Source organism: Paraburkholderia atlantica (genome assembly GCF_009362785.1).
Lineage (GTDB): Bacteria > Pseudomonadota > Gammaproteobacteria > Burkholderiales > Burkholderiaceae > Paraburkholderia > Paraburkholderia atlantica.
Genome location: NZ_WHNQ01000004.1, coordinates 52322 through 73617, shown reverse-complemented (window position 1 = coordinate 73617; position 21296 = coordinate 52322). Strand labels below are relative to the sequence as shown.

Here is a 21296-nt window from a genome sequence, read left to right as displayed (position 1 = left end):
GGAATTATAGTCGTTCGAAGTGGCGACAGGAGGCAGGCCGCAATGGAGACGATCGCTTTCCGGATGGTGCTGAACCCCGGCATGCGCGAAGAATACGAACGGCGTCATACGGAGATCTGGCCCGAGCTCGTTGACGCATTGCACAACGCCGGCGTGCGCGACTACCGCATTTTTTTCGACCCCGACACGCATCATCTTTTCGCGGTGCTGTCGCGCACCAGCGATCACACGATGGAGCAGTTGCCGCAACTCGACGTGATGCGCAAATGGTGGGATTACATGGCCGACATCATGCAGACCGCGCCCGATCACACGCCGCTGTCGCAGATGCTCGAACCGGTCTTTCATCTCAGTCATTGAGGTGCCGCATGCAGGTTGTCGATTCGCATATCCATCTGTGGGATCTGAAGACGCACCGCTATCCGTGGCTGGAGAACCCGGGCGTGTCGTTCGTCGGCGATGCGCGCGAGCTGAAGCATGACTATCTGCTCGAGCATCTGCTCGGTGAAGCGGGCGACATCGACGTGCTGAAGCTCGTGCACGTCGAAGCGAATCACGATCCGGCCGATCCCGTCGAAGAAACGCGCTGGTTGCAGTCGATCGCGGATCGCCACGCGTCGCGCGGCATGCCGAATGCGATCGTCGCGGCGGTGGATCTGTCCGCGCAGAACGCACCGGCGTTGCTCGAAGCGCACGCGTCGTTCGCGAACACGCGCGGCATCCGGCAGATTCTCAACGTACACGACGACAAGCTGTTCGATTACGTCGGCCGTCACTACATGCGCGAGCCGCAGTGGCGCGAGCATTTCGCCTTGCTGCGCCGATTCGATCTGTCGTTCGATCTGCAACTGTATCCGTCGCAGATGGAAGAGGCCGCCGCGCTCGCTCGTGAGCATGCGGACACGCTGTTGATCGTCAATCATGCGGGCATGTTCGTCGATCGCAATAGCGTGGCCGGTTATCGCGCGTGGCGCGAAGGCATGCGCTTGCTGGCGGGCCGTCCGAACATCGCGGTGAAGATCAGCGGACTCGCGATGTTCGATCATCAATGGACCGTCGAAAGTCTGCGGCCGTATGTGCTCGAAACGATCGATACGTTCGGCGTCGAACGCGCGATGTTCGCGTCGAACTTTCCGGTCGACAGGTTGTTCGGTTCGTATACCGATTTGTGGGGCGCGTATGCGTCGATCGTCGCTGATGCGAGCGAGGCTGAGAAAGATGCGCTGTTTCGGCGTAACGCGGAACGGTATTACCGGATTTGACGCGCCGCCGCGTCGAGCAGAACACAGCCGAAAAAAAAGGAGACACGCAGTGCAGCCATCCCCATCCGCGGTGCCGCGACTCGAGTTGCGGCACGCGAGCAAATCCTTCGGCCGGGTGCGCGCGCTGTCCGACGGCGACCTCGTGCTGTGGCCCGGCGAGGTGCATGCGCTGCTCGGCGAGAACGGCGCGGGCAAATCGACGCTCGTGAAAATTCTCGCCGGCGTGCATCAGCCCGATGCCGGCGAATTGCTGGTGAACGGTGAGCCGCGCCGCTTCGCGACGCCCGCCGAAGCCCGCGACGCGGGACTCGCGGTCATCTATCAGGAGCCGACGCTGTTCTTCGATCTGTCGATCGCGGAGAACATCTTCATGGGCCGGCAGCCGGTCGACCGCTTCGGCCGCATCCAGTACGACGCGATGCATCGCGAAGTGGACGGACTGCTCGCGTCGCTCGGCGTCGAACTGCGCGCGGATCAACTGGTGCGCGGTCTGTCGATTGCGGATCAGCAGGTGATCGAAATCGCCAAGGCGTTGTCGCTGAACGCGAGCGTGCTGATCATGGATGAACCGACGGCCGCGTTGTCGCTGCCCGAAGTCGAGCGGCTGTTCGCGATCGTGCGCAAGCTGCGCGAACGCGACGTCGCGATTCTGTTCATCACGCACCGGCTCGACGAAGTGTTCGCGCTGACGCAGCGCGTGACGATCATGCGCGACGGCGCGAAAGTCTTCGACGCGCTGACCGCCGATCTGAGCACCGACGCGATCGTCGCAAAGATGGTCGGCCGCGATCTGGAAACGTTCTATCCGAAGGCCGATTGCACGCCGGGCGACGTGCGTTTGTCGGTGCGCGGCTTGACGCGCATCGGCGTGTTCAAGGACGTCTCTTTCGACGTGCGCGCGGGCGAGATCGTCGCGCTCGCGGGTCTGGTCGGCGCGGGGCGCAGCGAGGTCGCGCGGGCGATCTTCGGGATCGATCCGCTCGATGCGGGCGAAGTGTGGCTGGCCGGCAAGCGGCTCGACACGGGCAAGCCCGCGGCCGCGGTGCGCGCCGGGCTCGCGCTGGTGCCGGAGGATCGTCGCCAGCAAGGGTTGGCGCTGGAACTGAGCATCGCGCGCAACGCGTCGATGACGGTGCTCGGCCGGCTCGTGCGGCACGGTCTCATTTCGACGCGCAGTGAAACGCAGCTCGCGAACAAGTGGGGCACACGTCTGCGCCTGAAGGCCGGCGACCCGAACGCGCCGGTCGGCACGCTGTCGGGCGGCAATCAGCAGAAGGTCGTGCTCGGCAAGTGGCTCGCGACCGGCCCGAAAGTGCTGATCATCGACGAACCCACACGCGGCATCGACGTCGGCGCCAAGGCCGAGGTGTATAGCGCGCTCGCCGAACTCGTACGCGACGGCATGGCCGTGCTGATGATTTCGAGCGAGTTGCCCGAGGTGCTCGGCATGGCCGATCGCGTGCTCGTGATGCACGAAGGCCGCATCAGCGCGGAGATCGCGCGCGCCGACGCCAACGAGGAACGCATCATGGGCGCTGCGCTCGGTCAGGGACTCTCACCATTGGGACGTGCAGCATGATGCGCCATTCGACCCATCCCGCGCCGGTCCAGCAATCGCTGCCGAAACGTTCCGCCGCTGCGTCGGGCGGTCTCGTCGCGAGCATCGCGAAGAGCCGCGAAACCACGTTGTTCGTCGTGCTGATCCTGCTGATCGCGGGGACCGGGCTTGCGAAGCCGCAGTTCCTGAACATGCAGAATCTGCGCGACGTGCTGCTGAACGTGTCGATCATCGGTCTGCTGACGGCGGGCATGACCGTCGTGATCCTGATGCGGCATATCGATCTGTCGGTCGGCTCGACGGTGGGTGTCAGCGCGTATGCGGTGGGCAGCCTGTACGTTGCGTTCCCGCATATGCCGGTGCTCGTCGCGCTGGCCGCGGGGCTCGCGATCGGGCTCGTCGCGGGCGGCATCAACGCGCTGCTCGTCGCAGTGGGGCGCGTGCCTTCGCTCGTGGCGACGCTGTCGACGCTGTACATCTTTCGCGGCGCCGATTACGCATGGGTGCACGGCGGCCAGATCAACGCGACCAGTCTGCCGGACGCGTACTCGCGGCTCGCGACCGGCACGCTGCTCGGTATCCCGACGCTCGCGTTGATCGCGATCGTCGTGCTTGCCGGCCTGTCGGTGTATCTGAAGCAGTTTCGCGCCGGTCGCGAGCACTACGCGATCGGCTCGAATCCGGAGGCCGCGCGGCTCGCCGGTGTTAACGTCGAGCGCCGCGTGATGTCGGGCTTTTTGTTGTCCGGCGCGATTGCGGGCTTCGCGGGCGCGTTGTGGCTCGCGCGCTTCGGCACCGTCGATGCGAGCACCGCGAAGGGCATCGAATTGCAGGTCGTCGCGGCGGCGGTGGTCGGCAGCGTCGCGATTACCGGCGGAGTCGGCACGATCCTCGGCGCGACGCTCGGTGCGCTCGTGCTCGGCGTGATCAGCATCGCGCTGGTCGTGCTGCACGTGTCGCCGTTCTGGGAACAGGCGATCCAGGGCGCGCTGATCGTCGCCGCGATCGCCGCCGATACGCTGCTGGCCCGCTCCGTCGCCAAACGCATGATGAGGAAACGCGATCATGGCTAAACCCGATTCCGCGCTGCTGACGCGCAAGCGCGAAACGCCGCTGCAATGGGAAGTGTTGCTGGTGATCGTGCTGGTCGTGTCGCTGGTGTTGGGGCGCTGGCTGTCGCCGGTGTTTCTGACCGGCGCGAACCTGAGCAACGTGTTCGCCGATCTGACCGAGATCGCGCTGATGGCGCTGCCGATGACGCTGATCATCGTCGCCGCCGAGATCGATCTGTCGGTGGCTTCGGTGCTGGGCGCATCGAGCGCGTTGATGGGCGTGCTGTGGCACATGGGACTGCCGATGCCGGTCGTGATCGTGCTGGTGCTGATCGCCGGCGCGCTGGCCGGTCTGCTGAACGGTCTCGTGATCGTCAAGCTGAACCTGCCGTCGCTCGCGGTCACGATCGGTACGCTCGCGCTATTTCGCGGTCTCGCGTATGTGCTGCTCGGCGATCAGGCGGTCGCGGATTTTCCGGCCGCGTACACGGCGTTCGGCATGAACACGCTCGGGCCCACGTTTATCCCGTTGCCGTTCGTGATCGTGATCGTCGCGGCCGTGCTGTTCACCGTGCTGCTGCAAGCCACCGCGTTTGGCCGCAGCCTCTATGCGATCGGCGCGAATCCGACTGCCGCCGCGTTCTCCGGCATCGAGGTCGCGAAGATCCGCTTGCGGCTATTCGTGCTGTCGGGTCTCGTCAGTGCGCTCGCGGGCATCGTCTATACGCTGCGCTTCACCAGTGCGCGCGGCGATAACGGCGAGGGTTTCGAGTTGTCGGTGATCGCGGCGGTGCTGTTCGGCGGCGTCAGCATTTTCGGCGGACGCGGCTCGATGGTCGGCGTGCTGCTGTCGCTGCTGATCATCGGCGTGCTGAAAAACGCGTTGACGCTCGACGACGTATCGAGCGAAACGCTGACCATCGTGACCGGCGTGCTGCTGCTCGCGTCGGTGCTGATTCCGAACCTCGTCGCGCGCTGGCGTGCGGCGCGCGACCGGCGTTTCATCGCGAAGTCCGCAGCAGCGTCTTCTTCATCCTAGTCGTCACCGTTTTGTACAAAGCTCCCAAGGACCGATAACCCGGACCCCTCTCTGTCCAACAACAACGCAGGAGACACTTCATGTTCAAACCTCTACGTCACACCGGCATGGCCGCGCTATGCGCCGCGTTGCTCGCGATCAGCTGCGGCGGCGCGTTCGCCGCGGACCTGAAAAGCGGGCTGAAGATCGCGTTTGTGCCGAAGCAGATCAACAACCCGTATGAAGTGATCGCCGACGACGGCGGCCTCTCCGCGATCAAGGAGTTCGGCGGCGTGGGCAAGGCGGTGGGGCCGTCGGATGCGGGAGCATCGTCGCAGGTGTCGTATATCAACACGCTGATCACGCAGCACCAGGACGCGATCGTGATTGCCGCGAACGATGCGAACGCGGTCGTGCCGTATCTGAAGAAAGCGATGGGCCAGGGCATCAAGGTCGTCACGTTCGACTCCGATACCGCGCCCGAAGGCCGCCAGCTGTTCGTCAATCAGGCGAACGCCGAGGGCATCGGCCGCGGCCAGGTGCAACTGGTCGCGAAGCTGATGGGCGGCGAGGGCGAGTTCGCGATCCTGTCGGCGACGCCGAACGCGACCAATCAGAACACGTGGATCAAGTGGATGCAGGAGGAGCTGAAGAAACCGGAGTACTCGAAGATCAAGCTCGTCAAGATCGCGTACGGCAACGACGACGATCAGAAGTCCTTCGTCGAAACCCAGGGTCTGCTGCAGGCCTATCCGAACCTGAAGGCGATCGTCGCGCCGACGACGGTCGGCATCGCGGCGGCGGCGCGCTATATCTCGTCGTCGTCGAGCAAGGGCAAGGTGGCGGTGACGGGCCTCGGCACGCCGAACCAGATGCGCGCGTTCGTGAAAAACGGCACCGTGACCGCGTTCCAGCTATGGGACCCGAGCGAGCTCGGCTATCTGGCTGCGTACGCGGCGGCGTCGCTCGCGTCGGGCAAGATCGCGGGTAAGGAGGGTGAATCGTTCGACGCCGGCAAGCTCGGCAAACGCACGATCGGCGCGCAAGGCGAAATCATTCTCGGACCGCCTACCACGTTCGATGCGAGCAATATCGACAAGTACAACTTCTGAGCTTCGGCGACGCCGACTGTCCACTTGACCGCCGTTGGCGGCGCGTGGGCAGTTAGCGCATCAGCACGAGCTTGCGCGCGCGGTCCGCTCAGCGGCGGATCGCAAAACGCTGCCCATACGCGGCGGACGATGAGCCGCTTCCCCACACCTCGCCATCGATCAATTCCCGCGTCACGTCCTCGCCGTGCACCGCCACGTTCACGCGCGCGGCGGCCTCGCGATACAGCTGCGTCTGGTTGATGCGCGCGGCGATCGCTTCGTAATCGTCGCGCGCATCGATGATCCCCCAGCGCTCGAACTGCGTGAGGAACCACGCGCCTTCGATCGGATGCGGATAGTTGACCGCGCCGTCGTCGAAGAAACGCATCGGCAGGCGGCGCGGGTGCGCCGGGTCAAGCTGGTCGCCAAGCCGCGCCGCGATCAGCGACTCGTCGATACCGATGTATTCGGGGCGCGCGAGCCAGCGCGCGATCTCGTCGCGATGCCCGGCGCCGTCGAGCCAGCGGCACGCTTCGAGCACGGTCTGCACGAGCGCGCGCGTCGTGCGCGGATGCGCGTCGACGAAATCGCGTCGGCAGGCGAGCACTTTCTCCGGATGCTCGGGCCACACCTCGCTCGTATAAGCGATCGTTGTGCCGACGCCTTGCGCCTCGGCCATCGCATTCCACGGCTCGCCGACGCACAGACCGTCGAGCCGGTCTTCGGCGAGCGCCGCGACCATCTGCGGCGGCGGAATCGCGACGCTATCGATGTCGCGCAACGGATCGACGCCTTGCGCCGCGAGCCAGTAGTACAGCCACATCGCGTGCGTGCCGGTCGGGAAGGTGTGCGCGAACACCGGCTTGCGTCCGAGCGTCGCGAGCGCCTCGCGCAAGGTCCCATGCTTCGCCAGTGCATCGGCGAGCCGATTCGACAGCGTGATCGCCTGGCCGTTGCGGTTCAGCACCATCAGCACGGCCATGTCGGTGCGCGGTCCGCCGAGGCCGAGCTGCACGCCATACACGAGCCCGTAGAGCGCGTGCGCGGCGTCGAGATCGCCCGCTAGCAGCCTGTCGCGCACGGCGGCCCACGACGGCTGGCGGCACAGTTCGAGCGTGAGTCCGTGCGCATGGCCGAACTCGAGCAGCTTCGCGGCGATCAGCGGCGCCGCGTCGGACAACGCGACGAAGCCGAGCCGCAGATGGGTCTTTTCAGGCGGCTCCGCAAAGGCCGCCGCGGTGACGGAAGTGGCTGGATTCATGAGCGCATCATTTGAGCGAGCCGGCCGACGCGACGACCTCGCGCGCGATCTCGGCGAGTTTGACGCCCTGGTTCATCGCGCGTTTGCGCAGACTCGCGTAGGCGGCCGGTTCGGTGAGTTTCTGCTGATCCATCAGCAGGCGTTTCGCGCGATCGATCAGCTTGCGCTCGGCCAGTTCGTTTTCGGCCTGCGCGAGCCGCTCGCGCAATTGCGACTCCTGCGCGAAACGCGCGAGCGCGACTTCGAGGATCGGCGCGAGCCGCTCGGTCGCGAGGCCTTCGACCAGATACGCGGTGACGCCCGCGTTGACCGCTTCGCGGATCAGTTGCTGGTTCGCGTCGTGGCTGAACATCAGCACGGGGCGCGGTGCGGTCGCGTGCATCACGGCGAGCTGTTCGAGCGTATCGCGCGACGGCGACTCCGTATCGATGATGATCACATCGGGCCGCTCGTCCTGCACCGCGCGATGCAGCGCCTGCGGCGTCGCGGTGCCTGACAGCATTTCGCAGCCGAGACAGGCGAGCGCGTCGCGCAGATCGCCGATGGGTTTGTCGGTGTCGGTGACAAGAAGAACACGCAGCATGGAGTCAGGGGAAGGGACATCTGACCACCGGTAAAGCAATGGATATGCCAGTCTTCGCGCGACGGGGCTTGGCGACGGGTGTGAGCAGCGTGCGCGCGCGCAGATGGCGCGGGCCGATGGGGATTTTTTTGCGAGCGATGGCTGCGAATCGTCCGCGAAAGAGGTGTGCGGCCACGTCGGTCGCGCTGCACCGGCGCGGGGCATGCGGGACAGCGGACGCCCGATGCACCGATGCGGCGCATCGCGTACGCAGCGGTCGACGGCTCCAAGCCTCAAAGCCAGCGCGAATAACTGCGCGGCGAAAACAGCAAGGTCACCGCCATCATCGCGGCGATGCAGCCGGCGAGCATGAGCCACGCGGCGGCGAACCCGCCGCTCCAGCCGCGCACGATGCCGGCCACGAGCGGCGCGACGGCCGCGACGATAAAGCCGACGCCCTGCGTGAACGCGACCAGCTGGCCGGCCACGCGATGATCGCTCGAATGATCCATCGCGGTGACGAGCGTTAGCGAAAACACGCCGCCGAGCCCCGCGCCCGCGATACCGACCCACAGCAACGGCACGGCGTCGGGCAGTGCGATCAGACCGAGCACGCCAGCCAGTTGCGCCGACAACCCGAGCAGCAGCCACGGTCGGCGATCGCGGAACGACGCGGCGGCCAGCGGCAGCAGCAACGCCGACGCGGCCTGGAAGACAGTCATCGCAGCGAGCAGCGAGCCGCTCGCTGCGATGCTCATGCCGCGCTGCTGATAGAACGCCGGCAGCCACGCGACCAGACTCGTATAACCGCCATTGACGATGCCGAAGTACAGGCCGAGTGTCCACGCGCGCCGCGTGGTCCACGGCGAGAACGCCGGCGCGGGCATGGCAGAGGTGCGCAGCGTGGCGGGGGCCGCTGCATGCCGCCGCGTCAACAGCCACCAGCACGCGAGCGCGCCGCAGGCCGGCAGCGCCCACACCGCGAGCCCCGCGTGCCAGGACTGCATCGCGCGGCCGACCCACGGACTCAGACTCGCGCCGAGGCCGCCGCCGCCCATGATCGACGCGGAGAACACGCCCATCGCGAGCGGCACGCGGGCGTGGAAACGCTGCTTGATGACAGCGGGCAGCAACGCCTGAATCGCGGCGACCCCGGCGCCTGCGAGCAGGGCCGTCGAAAGCAGCGTGAAGCCGCTTGACGCAATCCAGCGCGCCGCGCACGCAAGCGCGATCGCGGCGAGGCCGAGCGCGACTCCGCGCGTTTCGCCGACGCTGCGCGTCAACGCCGCCGCGCCGAACGCGCCGACGCCCATCGCGACGACCGGCAGACTGGTCAGCAATGACGCGCCGTAGAAGCTCAGGCCGGTGGCATCGCGAATCGTCGTCATCAACGGGCTGATCGAGGTCAGCAGCGGGCGCAGATTGATGCCGAGCACGACGATCGCGCCGAGCCATGCGAGGTCGTGCCATGTCAGCGCGGAGCGGGCGCGGTTTGCGGAGGTACTGTGAGGCGTAGCGCTGGTGGGCAGAGTCATGGCGAGCCTGGGAGCTGGACTGCGGAAAGACATTGCAGTCTCCGTTTTGGTCAACCATAGTAACCTGGAATGGTTAACCATTCGCGCGAATGTCCGGTATAAGCGACGGCGTAGCCAGGTAGATTGGCGTCGTGCGCGGGGCATCGCTAGAATGCTGCGGCGTTGATTTGTTCTTGTTTTCCACCGTCTACGGTCACCGAAATCATGGCTACGCGTTCCCCGCGTTCTCCCTCCGCCGACACCGCTCCACCCGCATCCCCCGGGAGCGGCGACGCCTCGCCGAGCGTCGAAGAGCGCATTTATGCGTCGATTACCTCGGCCCTGCTGCAGGGGCGTTTGCGGCCCGGTGCGCAATTGGTCGAGCGCGATCTCGCGGCCGCGTTCGGCTGCACGCGCGGCGCGCTGCGCAAGGTGCTCGCGCGGCTAGGCTTCGAGGGCAAGCTCGTGCTCGAGGCGAATCGCGGCGCATTCGTGCCGTCGCCGTCGGAGGAGGACATTCGCCAGGTGTATCGGGCGCGGCAGATCGTCGAGGCGGGCATCGTCGCATCGCTGTGCGGGGCGTTGAGCGCCGCGCATAAACGGCGCTTGCGCGCGCATGTGCGCAGCGAGGAAAAAGCGCTGCGCACGGGCGCGATCGATGAATCCGTGCGCCTCGCCGGCCAGTTTCATGTGCTGCTGACGGAGCTGGCGGGCGGCACCGAGTTGCTTGGACTGGTCGGGCAACTGGTCGCGAAGACCGAGCTGTACAAGGCGCTGTTCGATCCGTCGAAGGGTTCGAGCTGTTCGGCCGATGAGCACGCGCGCATCATCGACGCACTCGATGCCGGCGACCTGCAGGCCGCGTTGACGGCGATGCGCGAGCATCTGTCGGAACTGGAGGAGCGGGTGGTCGAGCAGGTGCGCAAAAGCGCGGATGGGGAGGATTTGGGGGCGGTGTTTGGGGTTTAGCGAGACGCGCTGCGGCGTGCCGCCAGATTCCTATCAAGACGCCGCGCGTTCAGACGGAACGCGGAGTCGAAAGATATGGCGCGAGTCTGTAGAGCCTCGCGCTGACTCCCGATATTCGGGCGGGCTGCCCGCGTCACCTGCATGGCATTGCAGGTACGCTGGGCGGCGCCGTCACCGCTGCTTATCTACGCCGCGCACCCTGCGTCGCCGGACGTGGCGCACCGCCGCCGCTCGGGCGTTCGTCCTTGTGGCGGAAATTGATCCGCCCCTTGGTCAGGTCGTAGACCGACATTTCGAGCGTCACGCGATCGCCCGCGAGGATACGGATATGGTTCTTGCGCATGCGTCCGGACGCATAAGCGCCGACCACGACGCCGTTGTCGAGCGTCACGCGGTAGCGGCTATCCGGAAGCACTTCGTCGACGATACCGTCAAGTTCAATCAGTTCTTCTTTCGCCATGCATTACTCCTGGTCGATGGGATAAAGGGAAAATCGGCCGCGGGCATTGCGAGCGGCGCGACTGTGGATTCGTTGGAAAAGCAGCGGCGCCCGCAAGCACGCTGCGCGACATGAGTGACGCGCCGATGACGCCGCTCAAAGATCGGTGACCGACTGACCGCTCACCTGGCCGTCAATCAGCCGTTCCGCATGCGCCATGCACGCGATGCGCGCCTTGCCCATGCCGTCGAACGGAAACAGATACTGCAGACGGAACACCCGGCCGTCGGCCGCCGGATTGGCGCCGACGCGGCAGATGCGCACCGACGCGTCGTAACCGGCGCCAGGATTGCGGGTCGCTTGCGCGCCCGCCGGGCGGCGCGGATAAACGAGCGGGTGAATTTCGTAACCCTTGTAGGTCTTGACTGCTGAATTCATGAATAACGTGTCCTGTATTGCGTGGTCCGCTCGCCGCGTGCGGGGCGCTGCTTCCGGCAACGCCTCCTCGGTGCGTCGCGACGCGGACCGGCGGCGCAGCACCGATGGGCGCGCCGCGATGAAAATGGTTGGCACAGGCCTGCTAGACCCGGCGGGCTCAATGACAATGGCGCGAGCGGTCGCGCGAAAACGCTGATTCGACCGAAAACGCTGAAGCGGCGCGCCGATTAGTGCGCCGGGCGCATGATGCTGAACCGCTCGGTGTACTTCTCGCGGCGGCGAATGCGGACGGCGCATTGCCGGAGTGACGGGATCGCCGTTAAGGGGCGGTCGAACTGTCGGGGGTGGTGCGGAGATGCCGGCCTGAGACTGCCTGGTGCTGCCAGTGCTATATGGGTGCGAGGTGCAACTATTGCAATATGATGCCTGAAATAGGGCTGATTGGATAGTGCAAACTTCAGCGCACGGCCGCAACGCCCGCCTGGCTTGGCTTTGCGGGCGTCAGCGCGACGTCTCGGCGACGCGCTTCTGCAATTCGCGCGCGGCTGCCAGCGGCAGGCGCGCATCGTCCCAGCCGGCCACCCATTCGACTTCCTTCGCGGTGAAGACCTGACCATAGTTGCGCAGCGCGTACTGCAGCGAATCGATGATGTGGTTGCGAATGATCTCCGGCGTGCGCTCGTCGTCGAGCACGGCGCGAAGTGCTTCGAGTGTGGCCATCGGTAGGCTCCGTTCGGTTGGATGTCGGTAGATCAATGTTTATCGCACGAAAAAAATGCGCTCGCGACGTGGACAAAATTGCCGTCCGGCGGCTATTCGCGGCACCAGCGCGAGGCCGCTACAATGGCGGCTTCCTGAATGGCGGACCGAGCGTTCGCGCCGAAGCCCGCTGCTTGCATCTGGCAGCGTCGCCATCCGCTATCGCGCGCCGCCTCCCTCGAACCTCGCGTTTTTTCCATGCGCAACCCGAACGTGTCTCCTGTCAAAGACCTGCTGTTGAAGCGCTACGCGCCGATCGCCGACGGCATCGCCGCGCTGCTCTATCCGTGCGCCGAAGTGGTGATTCACGATCTGCGCGATCAGACCATCGCGTATCTGGCGAACAATCTGTCGCGGCTCGAGGTGGGCGCGCCGTCGGTGCTCGACGACGCGCACTTCGCGGCGCGCGGCCAGACCATCGGTCCCTACGAGAAACTGAACTGGGACGGCCGCCGCATGCGCTGCGTGAGCAACATCCTGCTCGACGACGACGGCAAGCCCGCCGGCATCCTGTGCGTGAACTTCAATATCGCGGTGTTCGAAGATGTGCGCTCGACGCTCGATCTGTTCATCAAGGGCGGCACGATGACCGACGCGCCCGGCGACGATCTGTTCCGCGACGACTGGCAGGACCGCATCAACACGTATCTGCACACGTGGTTGCGTGACCGGCAGATCGGCATCAATGCGCTGACGCGCGAGCACAAGCGTGAAATCGTCGAAGCGCTGCATGCGCAGGGAGCGTTTCGCGGCCGCAGCTCGGCGAACTACGTGGCCGCGGTGCTGACGATGGGACGCGCGACCGTCTACAAGATCCTGAAGCAGATGAAAGAGGGCGGCTGAGTTCAGGCGCGACGTGCTTGAAAATGCTTCGATGACGCCCAAAATAAGGACATACGCGATGCGCTACCGACACTACAAAGGCGGCATTTACGAACTGGTCTGCGAGGCCACGCTCGAATCGGACCCGACGGTCACGATGATCGTCTACAAGGCGGCCAATGGTACGATCTGGACCCGTCCAGCGACGGTGTTTTTCGAGCTGGTCGAGCAGGACGGCGTCAAGGTGCCGCGCTTTGCGCCGCTCGATGAGCTCAACAACGAAGCAGATGCGTGCCGCTCGGACTAACGCATGCTGCCTTACTGACAGGAACAGGAAAACCGAATGCGTCTTTTGCTTGCCATCATTCTGCCGTGGTTGCAGTTTTTCACGATCGGCCGTCCGTTTGCGGGCATCATCTGCCTGATTCTGCAAATCACGGTGATCGGCTGGGTGCCGGCCGCCATCTGGTCGGTGTATGCGCTGAGCCAGTACAACACGGACAAGAAAATCGCCCGCGCGATGGGCAACGGGCGGTAACACGCGGCGTCTGAAGTCGTCGGCGAGTGTGGGCGCGTCGCGCTCACGCTCGCGCCATCATTCACCCCACCGGTATCACGACCGCATCCGGCACTTCGATCACCACGTCGGTTTCCGCGATCGCCACGCAGGGCAGGATATAACCGTCCGCCTTTTCCTCACGGCTCACACCGGGCCATTCAATCGAATAGCGCACACGGCCAGACGTCATCCGGCACAAGCATGTGCGGCACGTGCCGTTGCGGCACGAACGCGGCAAACGCAGATTCGCAAAAGCGGCGGCTTCGAGAATCGTCAGCGAATTGGGTGCTTCGAAGCTGTGGCCGAGCGGTTCGACGCGAACTACAGGCGGGCGGGTGGGGGAGGACATCATGCGGGTCGGTGACTAGGTGCGCGACACTTTACACGGGATTGGACGCCGCTTTATACCGCGCTGCAACATAGGCAAATCAGTCGCGTTGTCAAGAAAAAATCGGGGAAATCTTGCACCTCGCCCGAACTCGTCTAAAGTGAATCAATTCACCTCCGCGTGGCGCGAATTGACTATGCCGCGTTGAAGTGACGGCCCGCGTCGACTGCATGGGACAAGGAGGAATGAGCGGCTGACGCGATAGCAAGCAATCAGCGCACGCATTACCCGAGCGCATCGCGCGCGCACTCTTCCAGGTGACTCCCATGCAGATCCAATTTCCGAACGAAGCCCCTGAATATTCAGGTCGCGAACTTACTTTGGCGTTTCCGGCAATGGTCGATGGGCAGAGGGTGGAGTGCATGATCACCGCTGAAGCGCTCGAGGATCACTTCGGCGCCGCGTCCCCCCGGCAGGAGGACATGATCGTTGCGTTCGACACGCACCGTCCGCGCATCGAGGCCGCCACGCGCCGGCTGTTGTCGGAAACGCGCGCGCAGTGTCTCGTGCTCAGAAGCGGCTACGTGCGCTTTTATGAGGCGAACTGGCGTAACTGACCGACCGGAAGTTATCGGCTGGCTACCGGTACTGAAGCTTCGGCGAGCGCTACCGCTGCCGAAGCGCGCGTTCTGGATTCAGCCGTGACGCTGCGGCTCGCCGGCCCGCGAGCAAGCCGCGACCGCGTCAAACGCATCGGCGGCACGCAGCCAACTCCGTCGCATTCAAATGATCCGCCGCAGCGCCCGATCCTTGAACACCACATGGTGCGCGATCGCCGCGAGCGCATGCAGTCCGATCACCCAATAGAACACGTTGCCAAGCCACTCGTGCGCGTCCTTCAACAGCGGCCGCGCGATCGAATCCGCACGCACCAGCGTGAAGCTGATGTCCGTCCATGCGAGCGACACCGGCCGCCCGCCCGCGTTGACCATCAGAATGCCGAGCAGCGGCTGCGCGAAGATGAACACATAGAGCGCGAGATGCGCGGAGCGCGCGACAAAAGCCAGCAGCCGGTTACTTTCGAGTTCCTCCGGCGCGCCGGCCCACAGCCTCCACAGCAGCCGCAGCACGGCCAGCGCGAGCACCAGCGTGCCCGCCCAGAAATGCACGCCGGTCCAGAACTCGCGGCTGTCGGAGCCGCGCGGTCCGCGGATTTCGATGGCCAGATAGGCCAGCGCGACCAGCAGAAAAATCACCCAGTGGAAGAAAATCGCGGGCCTCGTATAGCGGTCCGTCGTGCGGTTATATGAGGACATGGCGGCTCCTGGGGGCGGCGACCCGTGTCCGCTGCGACCCGGGCGATCGTCGTTCGAAAGATCGGATGATAAACGGTCCCCGAACCCGACGACACATTCGCTCCCCAACCGCCCGACTTCCTCACTCGCTGCCGAGATAGAAATACCGGAACAGGAAGATCGCCGCGATGATCCACACGACCAGTTTCACCTTGCGCGCCTGGCCCGTCAGCAGCTTGAGCGCCGCGTACGAGATGAAGCCGAACGCGACGCCGTTCGCGATCGAGTAGGTGAACGGCATCAGCAGCGCGGTCAGCGCGGCCGGCACGACTTCGGTCGCGTCGTCCCACGGCAGGTCGACCAGTTCGCGCAGCATCAGGCACGACACGTACAGCAGCGCGGGCGCGGTCGCATACGGCGGCACCACTTCGGCGAGCGGCGCGAAGAACAGCGCCGCGACGAACAACAAGGCGACCGTGATCGCGGTCGCGCCGGTACGGCCGCCGGCCTGCACGCCCGACGCGCTTTCGATATACGCGGTCGTCGACGACGTGCCGAGCATCGAGCCGGCGAGAATCGCGGTGCTGTCGGCGAGCAGCGCGCGATTCAGCCGATGCATCTTGCCTTCGACGAGCAGCCCCGCGCGGTTCGCGACGCCCATCAGCGTGCCGGTCGCATCGAACAGCTCGACGAGGAAAAACACCAGTACAACGTTCAGAATGCCGCTCGACAGCGCGGTGCGGATATCGAGCCTGAACAGCGTCGGTGCGATCGACGGCGGCATCGACAAGACGCCGTGAAACTGGTTGCCGCCAAAGAAAAAGCTCAGGATCGTCACGCCGACGATACCGATCAGGATCGCGCCGCGCACGCGCAGATGATCGAGCGTGACGATGCCGAAGAAGCCGATCGCCGCGAGCACGACGTGCGCGTCATGCAGATTGCCGAGCGTGACGAGCGTGGCCGGATTGCCGACCACGATGCCCGCCGATTTCAGCGAAATGATCGCGAGAAAGAGGCCGATACCGCCGGTGATCGCGATCCGGATCGAATGCGGAATGCCCTTGACGATCACCTCGCGCACGCGGAACAGCGTAACGATCAGGAACAGGCAGCCGGAGATGAACACCGCGCCGAGCGCGGCCTCCCACGTGTAGCCCAAGCCCTTGACGACCGTGTACGCGAAGTACGCGTTCAGGCCCATGCCGGGCGCGAGCGCGATCGGGTAGTTCGCGTACAGACCCATGATCAGCGACGCGAGCGCGGACACGATGCAGGTCGCGACGAACACCGCGCTCTTCGGCATGCCCGCGTCGCCGAGAATCGCCGGGTTCACGAAGATGATGTAGGCCATCGTCAGGAAGGTGGTCACGCCGGCTAGCACTTCGGTGCGCAGGTCGGTGCCGACGGCGTCGAAGCCGAAGTAGCGTTTGATCGAGTCCATGGGGCGGGTTTTCTCTTTCGTCGTTCGGAAAGTGTTTTTGTGATTGAGGCTGTCGCCGCGCGGCCTGGCAAAACGGGCCGCGCGGCGGCGTTACCGCGGAATTGTAAACACGAACGGCGGCGCCCCGTCGCTTGCGGCCGCGCCGGCAGGCCGCCCGGGCCCGTCAGGCGCGCGGTTTGCCGGGCGACTGTGGCGCCGGCGCATCACCGCGCGGTGCATGACGCGCGAGCCAGCGATCGAGTTCGCCAGCAAACGTCTTGCCATCCCGCGCACTGAAGGCGGACGGACCGCCCGTGTCGACGCCGCTCGCGCGCAACTGGTCGAGCATCGAGCGCATCCGCAGCCGTTCTTCGATCGTGCCGGGCGTGTACCAGTTGCCGCGCGGATCGAGCGCGTGAGCGTTTTTTGCCAGCACGGCGGCGGCGAGCGGGATGTCGCCGGTGATCACGAGGTCGCCCGCGACGACCCGCTCGACGATCAGCTGATCGGCGGCGTCGAAGCCGGCCGGCACCTGGATCGCGCGGATCAGCGGCGACGGCGGCACGCGCAGGAACGCATTGGCGACCAGCGTCAGCGGCATGCCGGTGCGGCGCGCGGCGCGATAAAGCATGTCCTTGACGACGGCCGGGCAGGCGTCGGCATCGACCCAGATTGGCATGGTGCGGGTTCCGGCTAGGTGCGGCTGGTGTGCTGCGTTGGGGGAGGGACGGGATGATACCTTGCCGCGACGCAAAGGATTCCCATGCCGCCCGCGGCGGGCGGCATTCAGGCTGCGGGTGCGGCAGCGACTGCTTTACTGCACTGTCGTCGGGGCGAGGCCTTGCCGCTCCGCGCGGCGTTGCGCGACGATGCGCCCGGCTTCCTGCGCATTCTCCGGATAGTTGACCCAGTCGTTCGGATCATAGCCGGCGGCGAGCCATTCGATCAGGTCGGCTCTGACCTGGGCGCGCGTTTTCGGCGCCGACGGGTCGGTGGGCTGCATCACCGCTTGCGCGTAGACGGTGCTGATACTCACGGCGGCCACCAGCGCGCCGAGTCCAATGCGGGAGAACAGATTCATGGCGGGCTCCTGCGGAGCGGAAAACAGCCGGGCCTGGTCGTTATTCGGCGCGCCGAGTAAGGCGTTAGAAAGCAGCGCACCATTTCTGCCGGCAGATCGAACCCGCCGCGAACCCCGTTACCCACGTGAGCGCAAGCAACGCGGAGAGCGGGCGGGTTTGCTTAAAACTTCCAAACTTCGACGCTAGTCGATGCCAAATGGGTATCCTGACAAATCTCGTCCTATCAGGCCGAAGGCTTGTTGAACCGTTCCATCACCGCGCTCACCAGGTCGATAGGCAGCGGGAACACGATCGTCGAGTTCTTGTCGGCGGCGATCGTCGTCAGCGTCTGCAGATAGCGCAGCTGCATCGCCTGCGGCTGGCGCGCGAGGGTCTGCGCTGCTTCTAGCAGCTGCCGCGACGCCTGCAACTCGCCTTCCGCGTGAATCACCTTCGCGCGCCGCTCGCGCTCGGCTTCGGCCTGACGCGCGATCGCGCGGATCATCGTTTCGTTGATATCGACGTGCTTGATCTCGACGATCGATACCTTGATGCCCCACGCATCGGTTTGCGCGTCGAGCACCTTCTGGATGTCGGTGTTCAACTGCTCGCGTTCCGACAGCAGCTGGTCGAGGTCGTGCTTGCCGAGCACCGCGCGCAGCGTCGTTTGCGACAGCTGACTGGTCGCCTCGAAGTAGCGCGCGACCTGGATCACCGCCTTCTCCGGATCGACGACGCGGAAATACACGACCGCGTTGACCTTCACCGACACGTTGTCGCGCGTGATCACGTCCTGCGTCGGCACGTCGAACACGACGGTGCGCAGATCCATGCGAACCGCCTGCTGCACGACCGGAATGATCAGGACCAGGCCGGGCCCCTTGACCTTCCAGAAGCGGCCGAGCATGAACACGACGCCGCGCTCGTACTCGCGAAAAATCCGCACCGACGATGCGATCAGCACGGCCACGAGCAGGATCAGGATGCTGCCGAAGCCGAATGTGAAGCCGATCATGAGGGTTCTCCTTGTCCTTGTAACGGGGCGGCCGGCTTGACGGGCACCACGGTCAGCGTGAGGCCGTTGCGCGCCGTGACGCGCACGCTCTGCCCCGGCGCCGCCGGCGTCGTGCTCGACACGCGCCAGCGCTCGCCGTGCACGCGCGCCCAGCCGCCCAGCGGGCCGCTGGCCGAGTGTTCGGGTTCGGGCAGCAAGCCGCCGTCCAGCACCACGCCGACGCAGCCGATCAGCGCCTCCGAGCCCGTCACGACCGGCCGCCGCCGCGCGCGCAGCGCAAGCCGCGACACGCCCAGCACGAACGCGGCGCTGAACACGACGACCGCGGCGATCAGCGGCAGCGGAATGCCGTAGCCGGGCACGTCGGTATCCATCAGCATCATTGCGCCCACCACGAACGCGACCACGCCGCCGAACCCGAGCGAGCCGAAGGTCGGCAGGAAGGCTTCGCCGATCAGAAAGGCGATGCCGAGAAAGATCAGCCCGAGGCCGACATAGCTGACGGGCAGCATCTGCATCGCGAACAGGCCGAGCAGCAGGCTGATCGCGCCGACCACGCCGGGCAGCACGAAGCCCGGATTGGCGAATTCGAAGAACAGGCCGTACATGCCGAGCATCAGCAGAATCAGCGCGACGCTCGGATCGGTGATCACGGCGAGGAAGCGGCTGCGCCAGTCGGGTTCGAGCGTGATCAGCGGCGCATGCGCGGTCTGCAGCGTGACACTGCCGGCGCTCGTGACGACCGTGCGGCCGTTCACCTGGCGCAGCAGGTCGGGCACGTCGCGCGCGACGATATCGACGACGTGCTGCGCGAGCGCTTCTTCATCGGACAGGCTGACCGCTTCGCGGACCGCGCGCTCGGCCCAGTCGGCGTTGCGGCCGCGCATCTGCGCGAGGCCGCGGATGTAGGCGGCGGCATCGTGGACCTGCTTGCGCAGTTCGGTCGATTGGGTATCGAGCGGCAGCGCGCTGGAGGCTTCGGATGACGCGCCGGGCGACGCAGGCGCGGACGCGGGCCCGGACGCGCCGCCGGGCAGCGTGCGCATGTCCGGCAGTCCCGGCGTGCCAGGGGTGGCTGGCGTTCCCGGTGTTCCAGGGGTTCCCGGCATTCCCGGCGGGCCGCCGGCGGGTGGTTCGTTGCCGCCGATGCCCATCTGGATCGGCGTCGCGGCGCCGAGGTTGGTGCCCGGCGCCATCGCCGCGATATGGCTCGCATAGACGATGTAGGTGCCGGCGCTGGCGGCGCGCGCGCCGCTCGGCGCGATGAAGGTCGCGACCGGCACCGGCGACGCGAGGATCGCCTTGATGATCTGCCGCATCGACGTATCGAGGCCGCCGGGGGTATCGAGTTGCAGCACCGCGAGCTGCGCGTGCTGGCTGGCCGCGCGCTGCAAACCCCGCACGATGAAATCGGCGCTGGCCGGCCCGATCGCGCCATTCACCGGAATCACCTCGACGCTGTTCGCGGTCACGGCAGCAACGTTGGCCGCGCTCGCCGCATGGGCAGCTTGCAGCGGCGCCAACGCTTCGCGCGTCGCGAAGCCGAACGCGCATAGCACGCCGAGCACGGCGATGCCGCGCATCAAACGGCCCACGACGCCGCCGCGGATAAGCGGCCTGCGCGGACCGGACTGCCGGAGCGGGAGACGCGGAGTCGTGTTCATCGCTGACGGCCGTCGCGCCAGCCGGTGCGAACCGGCGGCGCGGGCCCATACCTCGATCAAGGCTGGCCTGTTGCCGCTTAAAGCTTAGTCCGATTCGGCGCGACGCGTGAGATCGAGCCCCGTTGCCCGGGCCGGCCGATAGTCGGTCGGGCGCATGCCGGTCCATTTGCGGAACGCGCGATGAAACGCGCTCGGCTCCGCGAAGCCGACGGCGTTCGCGATATCGGCGATCGTGCGCTGCGTGCGCTGCAGTTCGGCAATCGCGATGTCGCGCCGCAGCGCGTCCTTGATCGACTGATACGTGTGGCCCTCCTGCTTCAGATGCCGCCGCATCGTCGCCTCGGCGACGTGCAGGCGGGCGGCCATCTGCTCGGCCGCGGGCCAGCCCGACATCGGCAGCGCGCGCAGCGTCTTGCGCACGCGCGCGGCGAGCGAACCCGGATTGCGGTACTTGACGATGAAGCTACCCGGCGCATCGCGCAGAAACGGGCGCGCCGAGCGCGAAGTCTGGATCACCGGCAGTGCCAGAAACGCGGGGTCGAGATCGACGTAGGACTCGGGCTCGTCGAAATACATGTCCTCGCAGAACATCAGCCGGTATTCGTGCGCGGCCGGCGGCGCGGCGCAGCGAAAGCGCGCTTCGAGCAACGGAATGCGCCGGCCGACGAGCCAGCACACGAGGCCGTACACGAGGATGAAATACGTCGCGTAAGCGAACATCGCCGGCTTGCGCATGCCCGCGCGTTCGACGAACTTCAGGCGCACGCGCTCGGCGTCGGTGTCGATCGTTGCGCCGAGATCGTCGAGCACCAGCCGCAGGAAGCCGACGGCGCGCGCGAGCGCCTGCGCGCCGTTGCGCGCGCCGAGCGCCATTTGCGTCATCGCGATGAAGCTGCCGCTTTTCATTGGATGCGAGTCCTGGCCGAAGAACTCGTCGTCGAGCGCGCGCGCGATGCCGGCCCACAGCGCGCCGTATTGGGCCGACGACACCCGGCTTTTCGGCGACGCGAGCATCGGCGCGGCGATGCCGGCCGCTTCGGCGAACGTACCCGCATCGAGGCCGCGCGCCGTCGCGAGCGCGAGCGTTTCCTCGACGAGACTGACGGAGATCGTGCCTTTGTCGCTTTTCATCGGAATCCGGTTTCTCTGGCAAAAGCGCTCAGCATCGGTTGGCTCGTGGTTCATGAAGCCCCTGAAAAGACGAGG

The 21296-nt window shown here is 65.8% G+C and carries 25 protein-coding genes; 11 read left to right on the top strand and 14 right to left on the bottom strand.

Features of this window, described 5'->3' with window-relative positions; translation table 11 throughout:
- The first annotated feature begins 42 nt into the window (after window positions 1–42).
- The 6 genes from rhaM (at window position 43) to rhaS (ending at window position 6002) form a co-directional block, all read left to right on the top strand.
- Window positions 43–360 carry an L-rhamnose mutarotase gene (gene rhaM, locus GCT19_RS06955; RefSeq protein WP_152851463.1) on the top strand — a complete coding sequence of 106 codons (318 nt, stop codon included), beginning with the start codon at window positions 43–45 and terminating at the stop codon, window positions 358–360.
- An 8-nt stretch (window positions 361–368) separates the two neighbouring features.
- The gene (locus GCT19_RS06950) at window positions 369–1262 is read left to right on the top strand and encodes an amidohydrolase family protein (protein ID WP_152851462.1); all 894 of its coding nucleotides are present in this window, start codon (window positions 369–371) and stop codon (window positions 1260–1262) included.
- A 49-nt stretch (window positions 1263–1311) separates the two neighbouring features.
- Window positions 1312–2841 (top strand): sugar ABC transporter ATP-binding protein, encoded by a 1530-nt coding sequence (locus GCT19_RS06945; RefSeq protein ID WP_184128327.1) that lies wholly within the window; start codon window positions 1312–1314, stop codon window positions 2839–2841.
- Complete coding sequence (locus tag GCT19_RS06940; RefSeq protein ID WP_152851461.1) at window positions 2838–3893, top strand: ABC transporter permease; 1056 nt, start codon at window positions 2838–2840, stop codon at window positions 3891–3893. Before GCT19_RS06945 ends, GCT19_RS06940 begins: the two co-directional genes overlap by 4 nt.
- Window positions 3886–4911 carry an ABC transporter permease gene (locus GCT19_RS06935; RefSeq protein ID WP_013092022.1) on the top strand — a complete coding sequence of 342 codons (1026 nt, stop codon included), beginning with the start codon at window positions 3886–3888 and terminating at the stop codon, window positions 4909–4911. The genes GCT19_RS06940 and GCT19_RS06935 overlap by 8 nt, the downstream gene beginning before the upstream one ends.
- An 80-nt stretch (window positions 4912–4991) precedes the next feature.
- Window positions 4992–6002: a rhamnose ABC transporter substrate-binding protein gene (gene rhaS / locus GCT19_RS06930; RefSeq protein WP_152851460.1), complete on the top strand. Its 1011-nt coding sequence runs from the start codon at window positions 4992–4994 to the stop codon at window positions 6000–6002.
- Between the two features lie 88 nt (window positions 6003–6090).
- Here rhaS and GCT19_RS06925 read toward each other — a convergent pair whose 3' ends face one another.
- The 3 genes from GCT19_RS06925 to GCT19_RS06915 form a co-directional block, all read right to left on the bottom strand.
- A complete protein-coding gene (locus tag GCT19_RS06925; protein ID WP_152851459.1) occupies window positions 6091–7242 on the bottom strand; it encodes a CmpA/NrtA family ABC transporter substrate-binding protein in 1152 nt (383 codons plus the stop codon).
- Between the two features lie 7 nt (window positions 7243–7249).
- Entirely contained in the window at window positions 7250–7825 is a 576-nt protein-coding gene (locus tag GCT19_RS06920) for an ANTAR domain-containing response regulator (RefSeq protein ID WP_152851458.1), read from the bottom strand.
- A 272-nt stretch (window positions 7826–8097) separates the two neighbouring features.
- Window positions 8098–9339, bottom strand: coding sequence for a cyanate transporter (locus tag GCT19_RS06915; RefSeq protein WP_152851457.1), 1242 nt, complete (start codon window positions 9337–9339; stop codon window positions 8098–8100).
- A 204-nt stretch (window positions 9340–9543) separates the two neighbouring features.
- Between GCT19_RS06915 and GCT19_RS06910 the strand changes: the two genes are divergently transcribed.
- Window positions 9544–10287: a GntR family transcriptional regulator gene (locus GCT19_RS06910; protein WP_152851456.1), complete on the top strand. Its 744-nt coding sequence runs from the start codon at window positions 9544–9546 to the stop codon at window positions 10285–10287.
- A 181-nt stretch (window positions 10288–10468) separates the two neighbouring features.
- Here the strand turns inward: GCT19_RS06910 and infA are convergent, their stop codons facing one another.
- The 3 genes from infA to GCT19_RS06895 form a co-directional block, all read right to left on the bottom strand.
- Window positions 10469–10747 carry a translation initiation factor IF-1 gene (gene infA / locus GCT19_RS06905; RefSeq protein ID WP_013092018.1) on the bottom strand — a complete coding sequence of 93 codons (279 nt, stop codon included), beginning with the start codon at window positions 10745–10747 and terminating at the stop codon, window positions 10469–10471.
- A gap of 135 nt (window positions 10748–10882) precedes the next feature.
- Complete coding sequence (locus GCT19_RS06900) at window positions 10883–11164, bottom strand: hypothetical protein (RefSeq protein ID WP_013092017.1); 282 nt, start codon at window positions 11162–11164, stop codon at window positions 10883–10885.
- A gap of 501 nt (window positions 11165–11665) precedes the next feature.
- Window positions 11666–11884: a hypothetical protein gene (locus GCT19_RS06895; protein WP_013092016.1), complete on the bottom strand. Its 219-nt coding sequence runs from the start codon at window positions 11882–11884 to the stop codon at window positions 11666–11668.
- A gap of 237 nt (window positions 11885–12121) precedes the next feature.
- Between GCT19_RS06895 and GCT19_RS06890 the strand changes: the two genes are divergently transcribed.
- The 3 genes from GCT19_RS06890 to GCT19_RS06880 are packed head-to-tail and all read left to right on the top strand — an operon-like array spanning window position 12122 to window position 13283.
- Window positions 12122–12766: a helix-turn-helix transcriptional regulator gene (locus GCT19_RS06890; RefSeq protein WP_026228479.1), complete on the top strand. Its 645-nt coding sequence runs from the start codon at window positions 12122–12124 to the stop codon at window positions 12764–12766.
- A 58-nt stretch (window positions 12767–12824) separates the two neighbouring features.
- A complete protein-coding gene (locus tag GCT19_RS06885; RefSeq protein ID WP_018434387.1) occupies window positions 12825–13052 on the top strand; it encodes a DUF1653 domain-containing protein in 228 nt (75 codons plus the stop codon).
- Between the two features lie 36 nt (window positions 13053–13088).
- On the top strand, window positions 13089–13283 hold the full coding sequence (locus GCT19_RS06880; RefSeq protein WP_013092013.1) for a YqaE/Pmp3 family membrane protein: 195 nt from the start codon (window positions 13089–13091) through the stop codon (window positions 13281–13283).
- Between the two features lie 61 nt (window positions 13284–13344).
- On the opposite strand, the gene GCT19_RS06875 is transcribed toward GCT19_RS06880, so the two are convergent.
- Window positions 13345–13653, bottom strand: coding sequence for a 2Fe-2S iron-sulfur cluster-binding protein (locus GCT19_RS06875; protein ID WP_018434388.1), 309 nt, complete (start codon window positions 13651–13653; stop codon window positions 13345–13347).
- Window positions 13654–13958: 305 nt separating this feature from the next.
- Between GCT19_RS06875 and GCT19_RS06870 the strand changes: the two genes are divergently transcribed.
- Entirely contained in the window at window positions 13959–14249 is a 291-nt protein-coding gene (locus GCT19_RS06870; RefSeq protein WP_013092011.1) for a DUF1488 family protein, read from the top strand.
- Window positions 14250–14414: 165 nt separating this feature from the next.
- Here the strand turns inward: GCT19_RS06870 and GCT19_RS06865 are convergent, their stop codons facing one another.
- From GCT19_RS06865 to GCT19_RS06835, 7 genes are all read right to left on the bottom strand, one after another.
- Window positions 14415–14948, bottom strand: a complete 534-nt coding sequence (locus GCT19_RS06865; RefSeq protein ID WP_018434390.1) for a cytochrome b — start codon at window positions 14946–14948, stop codon at window positions 14415–14417.
- Window positions 14949–15069: 121 nt separating this feature from the next.
- Window positions 15070–16371, bottom strand: coding sequence for an NCS2 family permease (locus GCT19_RS06860; protein ID WP_018434391.1), 1302 nt, complete (start codon window positions 16369–16371; stop codon window positions 15070–15072).
- Between the two features lie 163 nt (window positions 16372–16534).
- Window positions 16535–17029, bottom strand: a complete 495-nt coding sequence (locus GCT19_RS06855) for a YaiI/YqxD family protein (protein WP_018434392.1) — start codon at window positions 17027–17029, stop codon at window positions 16535–16537.
- Between the two features lie 135 nt (window positions 17030–17164).
- A complete protein-coding gene (locus tag GCT19_RS06850; RefSeq protein WP_013092007.1) occupies window positions 17165–17431 on the bottom strand; it encodes a DUF4148 domain-containing protein in 267 nt (88 codons plus the stop codon).
- Between the two features lie 224 nt (window positions 17432–17655).
- Window positions 17656–18426, bottom strand: coding sequence for a slipin family protein (locus GCT19_RS06845; RefSeq protein ID WP_013092006.1), 771 nt, complete (start codon window positions 18424–18426; stop codon window positions 17656–17658).
- Entirely contained in the window at window positions 18423–20090 is a 1668-nt protein-coding gene (locus tag GCT19_RS06840; RefSeq protein WP_152851455.1) for an NfeD family protein, read from the bottom strand. Before GCT19_RS06840 ends, GCT19_RS06845 begins: the two co-directional genes overlap by 4 nt.
- Window positions 20091–20174: 84 nt before the next feature.
- The gene (locus GCT19_RS06835; protein ID WP_152851454.1) at window positions 20175–21221 is read right to left on the bottom strand and encodes an AraC family transcriptional regulator; all 1047 of its coding nucleotides are present in this window, start codon (window positions 21219–21221) and stop codon (window positions 20175–20177) included.
- Between the last annotated feature and the right edge of the window lie 75 nt (window positions 21222–21296).

Excerpts from the sequence above, each read along its gene's own strand:
- GCT19_RS06850 (WP_013092007.1), bottom strand. The coding sequence starts at position 17,431 with ATGAATCTGTTCTCCCGCATTGGACTCGGCGCGCTGGTGGCCGCCGTG.
- GCT19_RS06870 (WP_013092011.1), top strand. The coding sequence starts at position 13,959 with ATGCAGATCCAATTTCCGAACGAAGCCCCTGAATATTCAGGTCGCGAA.
- GCT19_RS06865 (WP_018434390.1), bottom strand. The coding sequence starts at position 14,948 with ATGTCCTCATATAACCGCACGACGGACCGCTATACGAGGCCCGCGATT.
- GCT19_RS06935 (WP_013092022.1), top strand. The coding sequence starts at position 3,886 with ATGGCTAAACCCGATTCCGCGCTGCTGACGCGCAAGCGCGAAACGCCG.
- GCT19_RS06940 (WP_152851461.1), top strand. The coding sequence starts at position 2,838 with ATGATGCGCCATTCGACCCATCCCGCGCCGGTCCAGCAATCGCTGCCG.
- GCT19_RS06855 (WP_018434392.1), bottom strand. The coding sequence starts at position 17,029 with ATGCCAATCTGGGTCGATGCCGACGCCTGCCCGGCCGTCGTCAAGGAC.
- GCT19_RS06880 (WP_013092013.1), top strand. The coding sequence starts at position 13,089 with ATGCGTCTTTTGCTTGCCATCATTCTGCCGTGGTTGCAGTTTTTCACG.
- GCT19_RS06875 (WP_018434388.1), bottom strand. The coding sequence starts at position 13,653 with ATGTCCTCCCCCACCCGCCCGCCTGTAGTTCGCGTCGAACCGCTCGGC.
- GCT19_RS06925 (WP_152851459.1), bottom strand. The coding sequence starts at position 7,242 with ATGAATCCAGCCACTTCCGTCACCGCGGCGGCCTTTGCGGAGCCGCCT.
- GCT19_RS06860 (WP_018434391.1), bottom strand. The coding sequence starts at position 16,371 with ATGGACTCGATCAAACGCTACTTCGGCTTCGACGCCGTCGGCACCGAC.
- GCT19_RS06840 (WP_152851455.1), bottom strand. The coding sequence starts at position 20,090 with ATGAACACGACTCCGCGTCTCCCGCTCCGGCAGTCCGGTCCGCGCAGG.
- rhaM (WP_152851463.1), top strand. The coding sequence starts at position 43 with ATGGAGACGATCGCTTTCCGGATGGTGCTGAACCCCGGCATGCGCGAA.
- GCT19_RS06910 (WP_152851456.1), top strand. The coding sequence starts at position 9,544 with ATGGCTACGCGTTCCCCGCGTTCTCCCTCCGCCGACACCGCTCCACCC.
- GCT19_RS06895 (WP_013092016.1), bottom strand. The coding sequence starts at position 11,884 with ATGGCCACACTCGAAGCACTTCGCGCCGTGCTCGACGACGAGCGCACG.
- GCT19_RS06900 (WP_013092017.1), bottom strand. The coding sequence starts at position 11,164 with ATGAATTCAGCAGTCAAGACCTACAAGGGTTACGAAATTCACCCGCTC.
- infA (WP_013092018.1), bottom strand. The coding sequence starts at position 10,747 with ATGGCGAAAGAAGAACTGATTGAACTTGACGGTATCGTCGACGAAGTG.
- GCT19_RS06915 (WP_152851457.1), bottom strand. The coding sequence starts at position 9,339 with ATGACTCTGCCCACCAGCGCTACGCCTCACAGTACCTCCGCAAACCGC.
- GCT19_RS06950 (WP_152851462.1), top strand. The coding sequence starts at position 369 with ATGCAGGTTGTCGATTCGCATATCCATCTGTGGGATCTGAAGACGCAC.
- GCT19_RS06920 (WP_152851458.1), bottom strand. The coding sequence starts at position 7,825 with ATGCTGCGTGTTCTTCTTGTCACCGACACCGACAAACCCATCGGCGAT.
- GCT19_RS06835 (WP_152851454.1), bottom strand. The coding sequence starts at position 21,221 with ATGAAAAGCGACAAAGGCACGATCTCCGTCAGTCTCGTCGAGGAAACG.
- GCT19_RS06885 (WP_018434387.1), top strand. The coding sequence starts at position 12,825 with ATGCGCTACCGACACTACAAAGGCGGCATTTACGAACTGGTCTGCGAG.
- GCT19_RS06890 (WP_026228479.1), top strand. The coding sequence starts at position 12,122 with ATGCGCAACCCGAACGTGTCTCCTGTCAAAGACCTGCTGTTGAAGCGC.
- rhaS (WP_152851460.1), top strand. The coding sequence starts at position 4,992 with ATGTTCAAACCTCTACGTCACACCGGCATGGCCGCGCTATGCGCCGCG.
- GCT19_RS06845 (WP_013092006.1), bottom strand. The coding sequence starts at position 18,426 with ATGATCGGCTTCACATTCGGCTTCGGCAGCATCCTGATCCTGCTCGTG.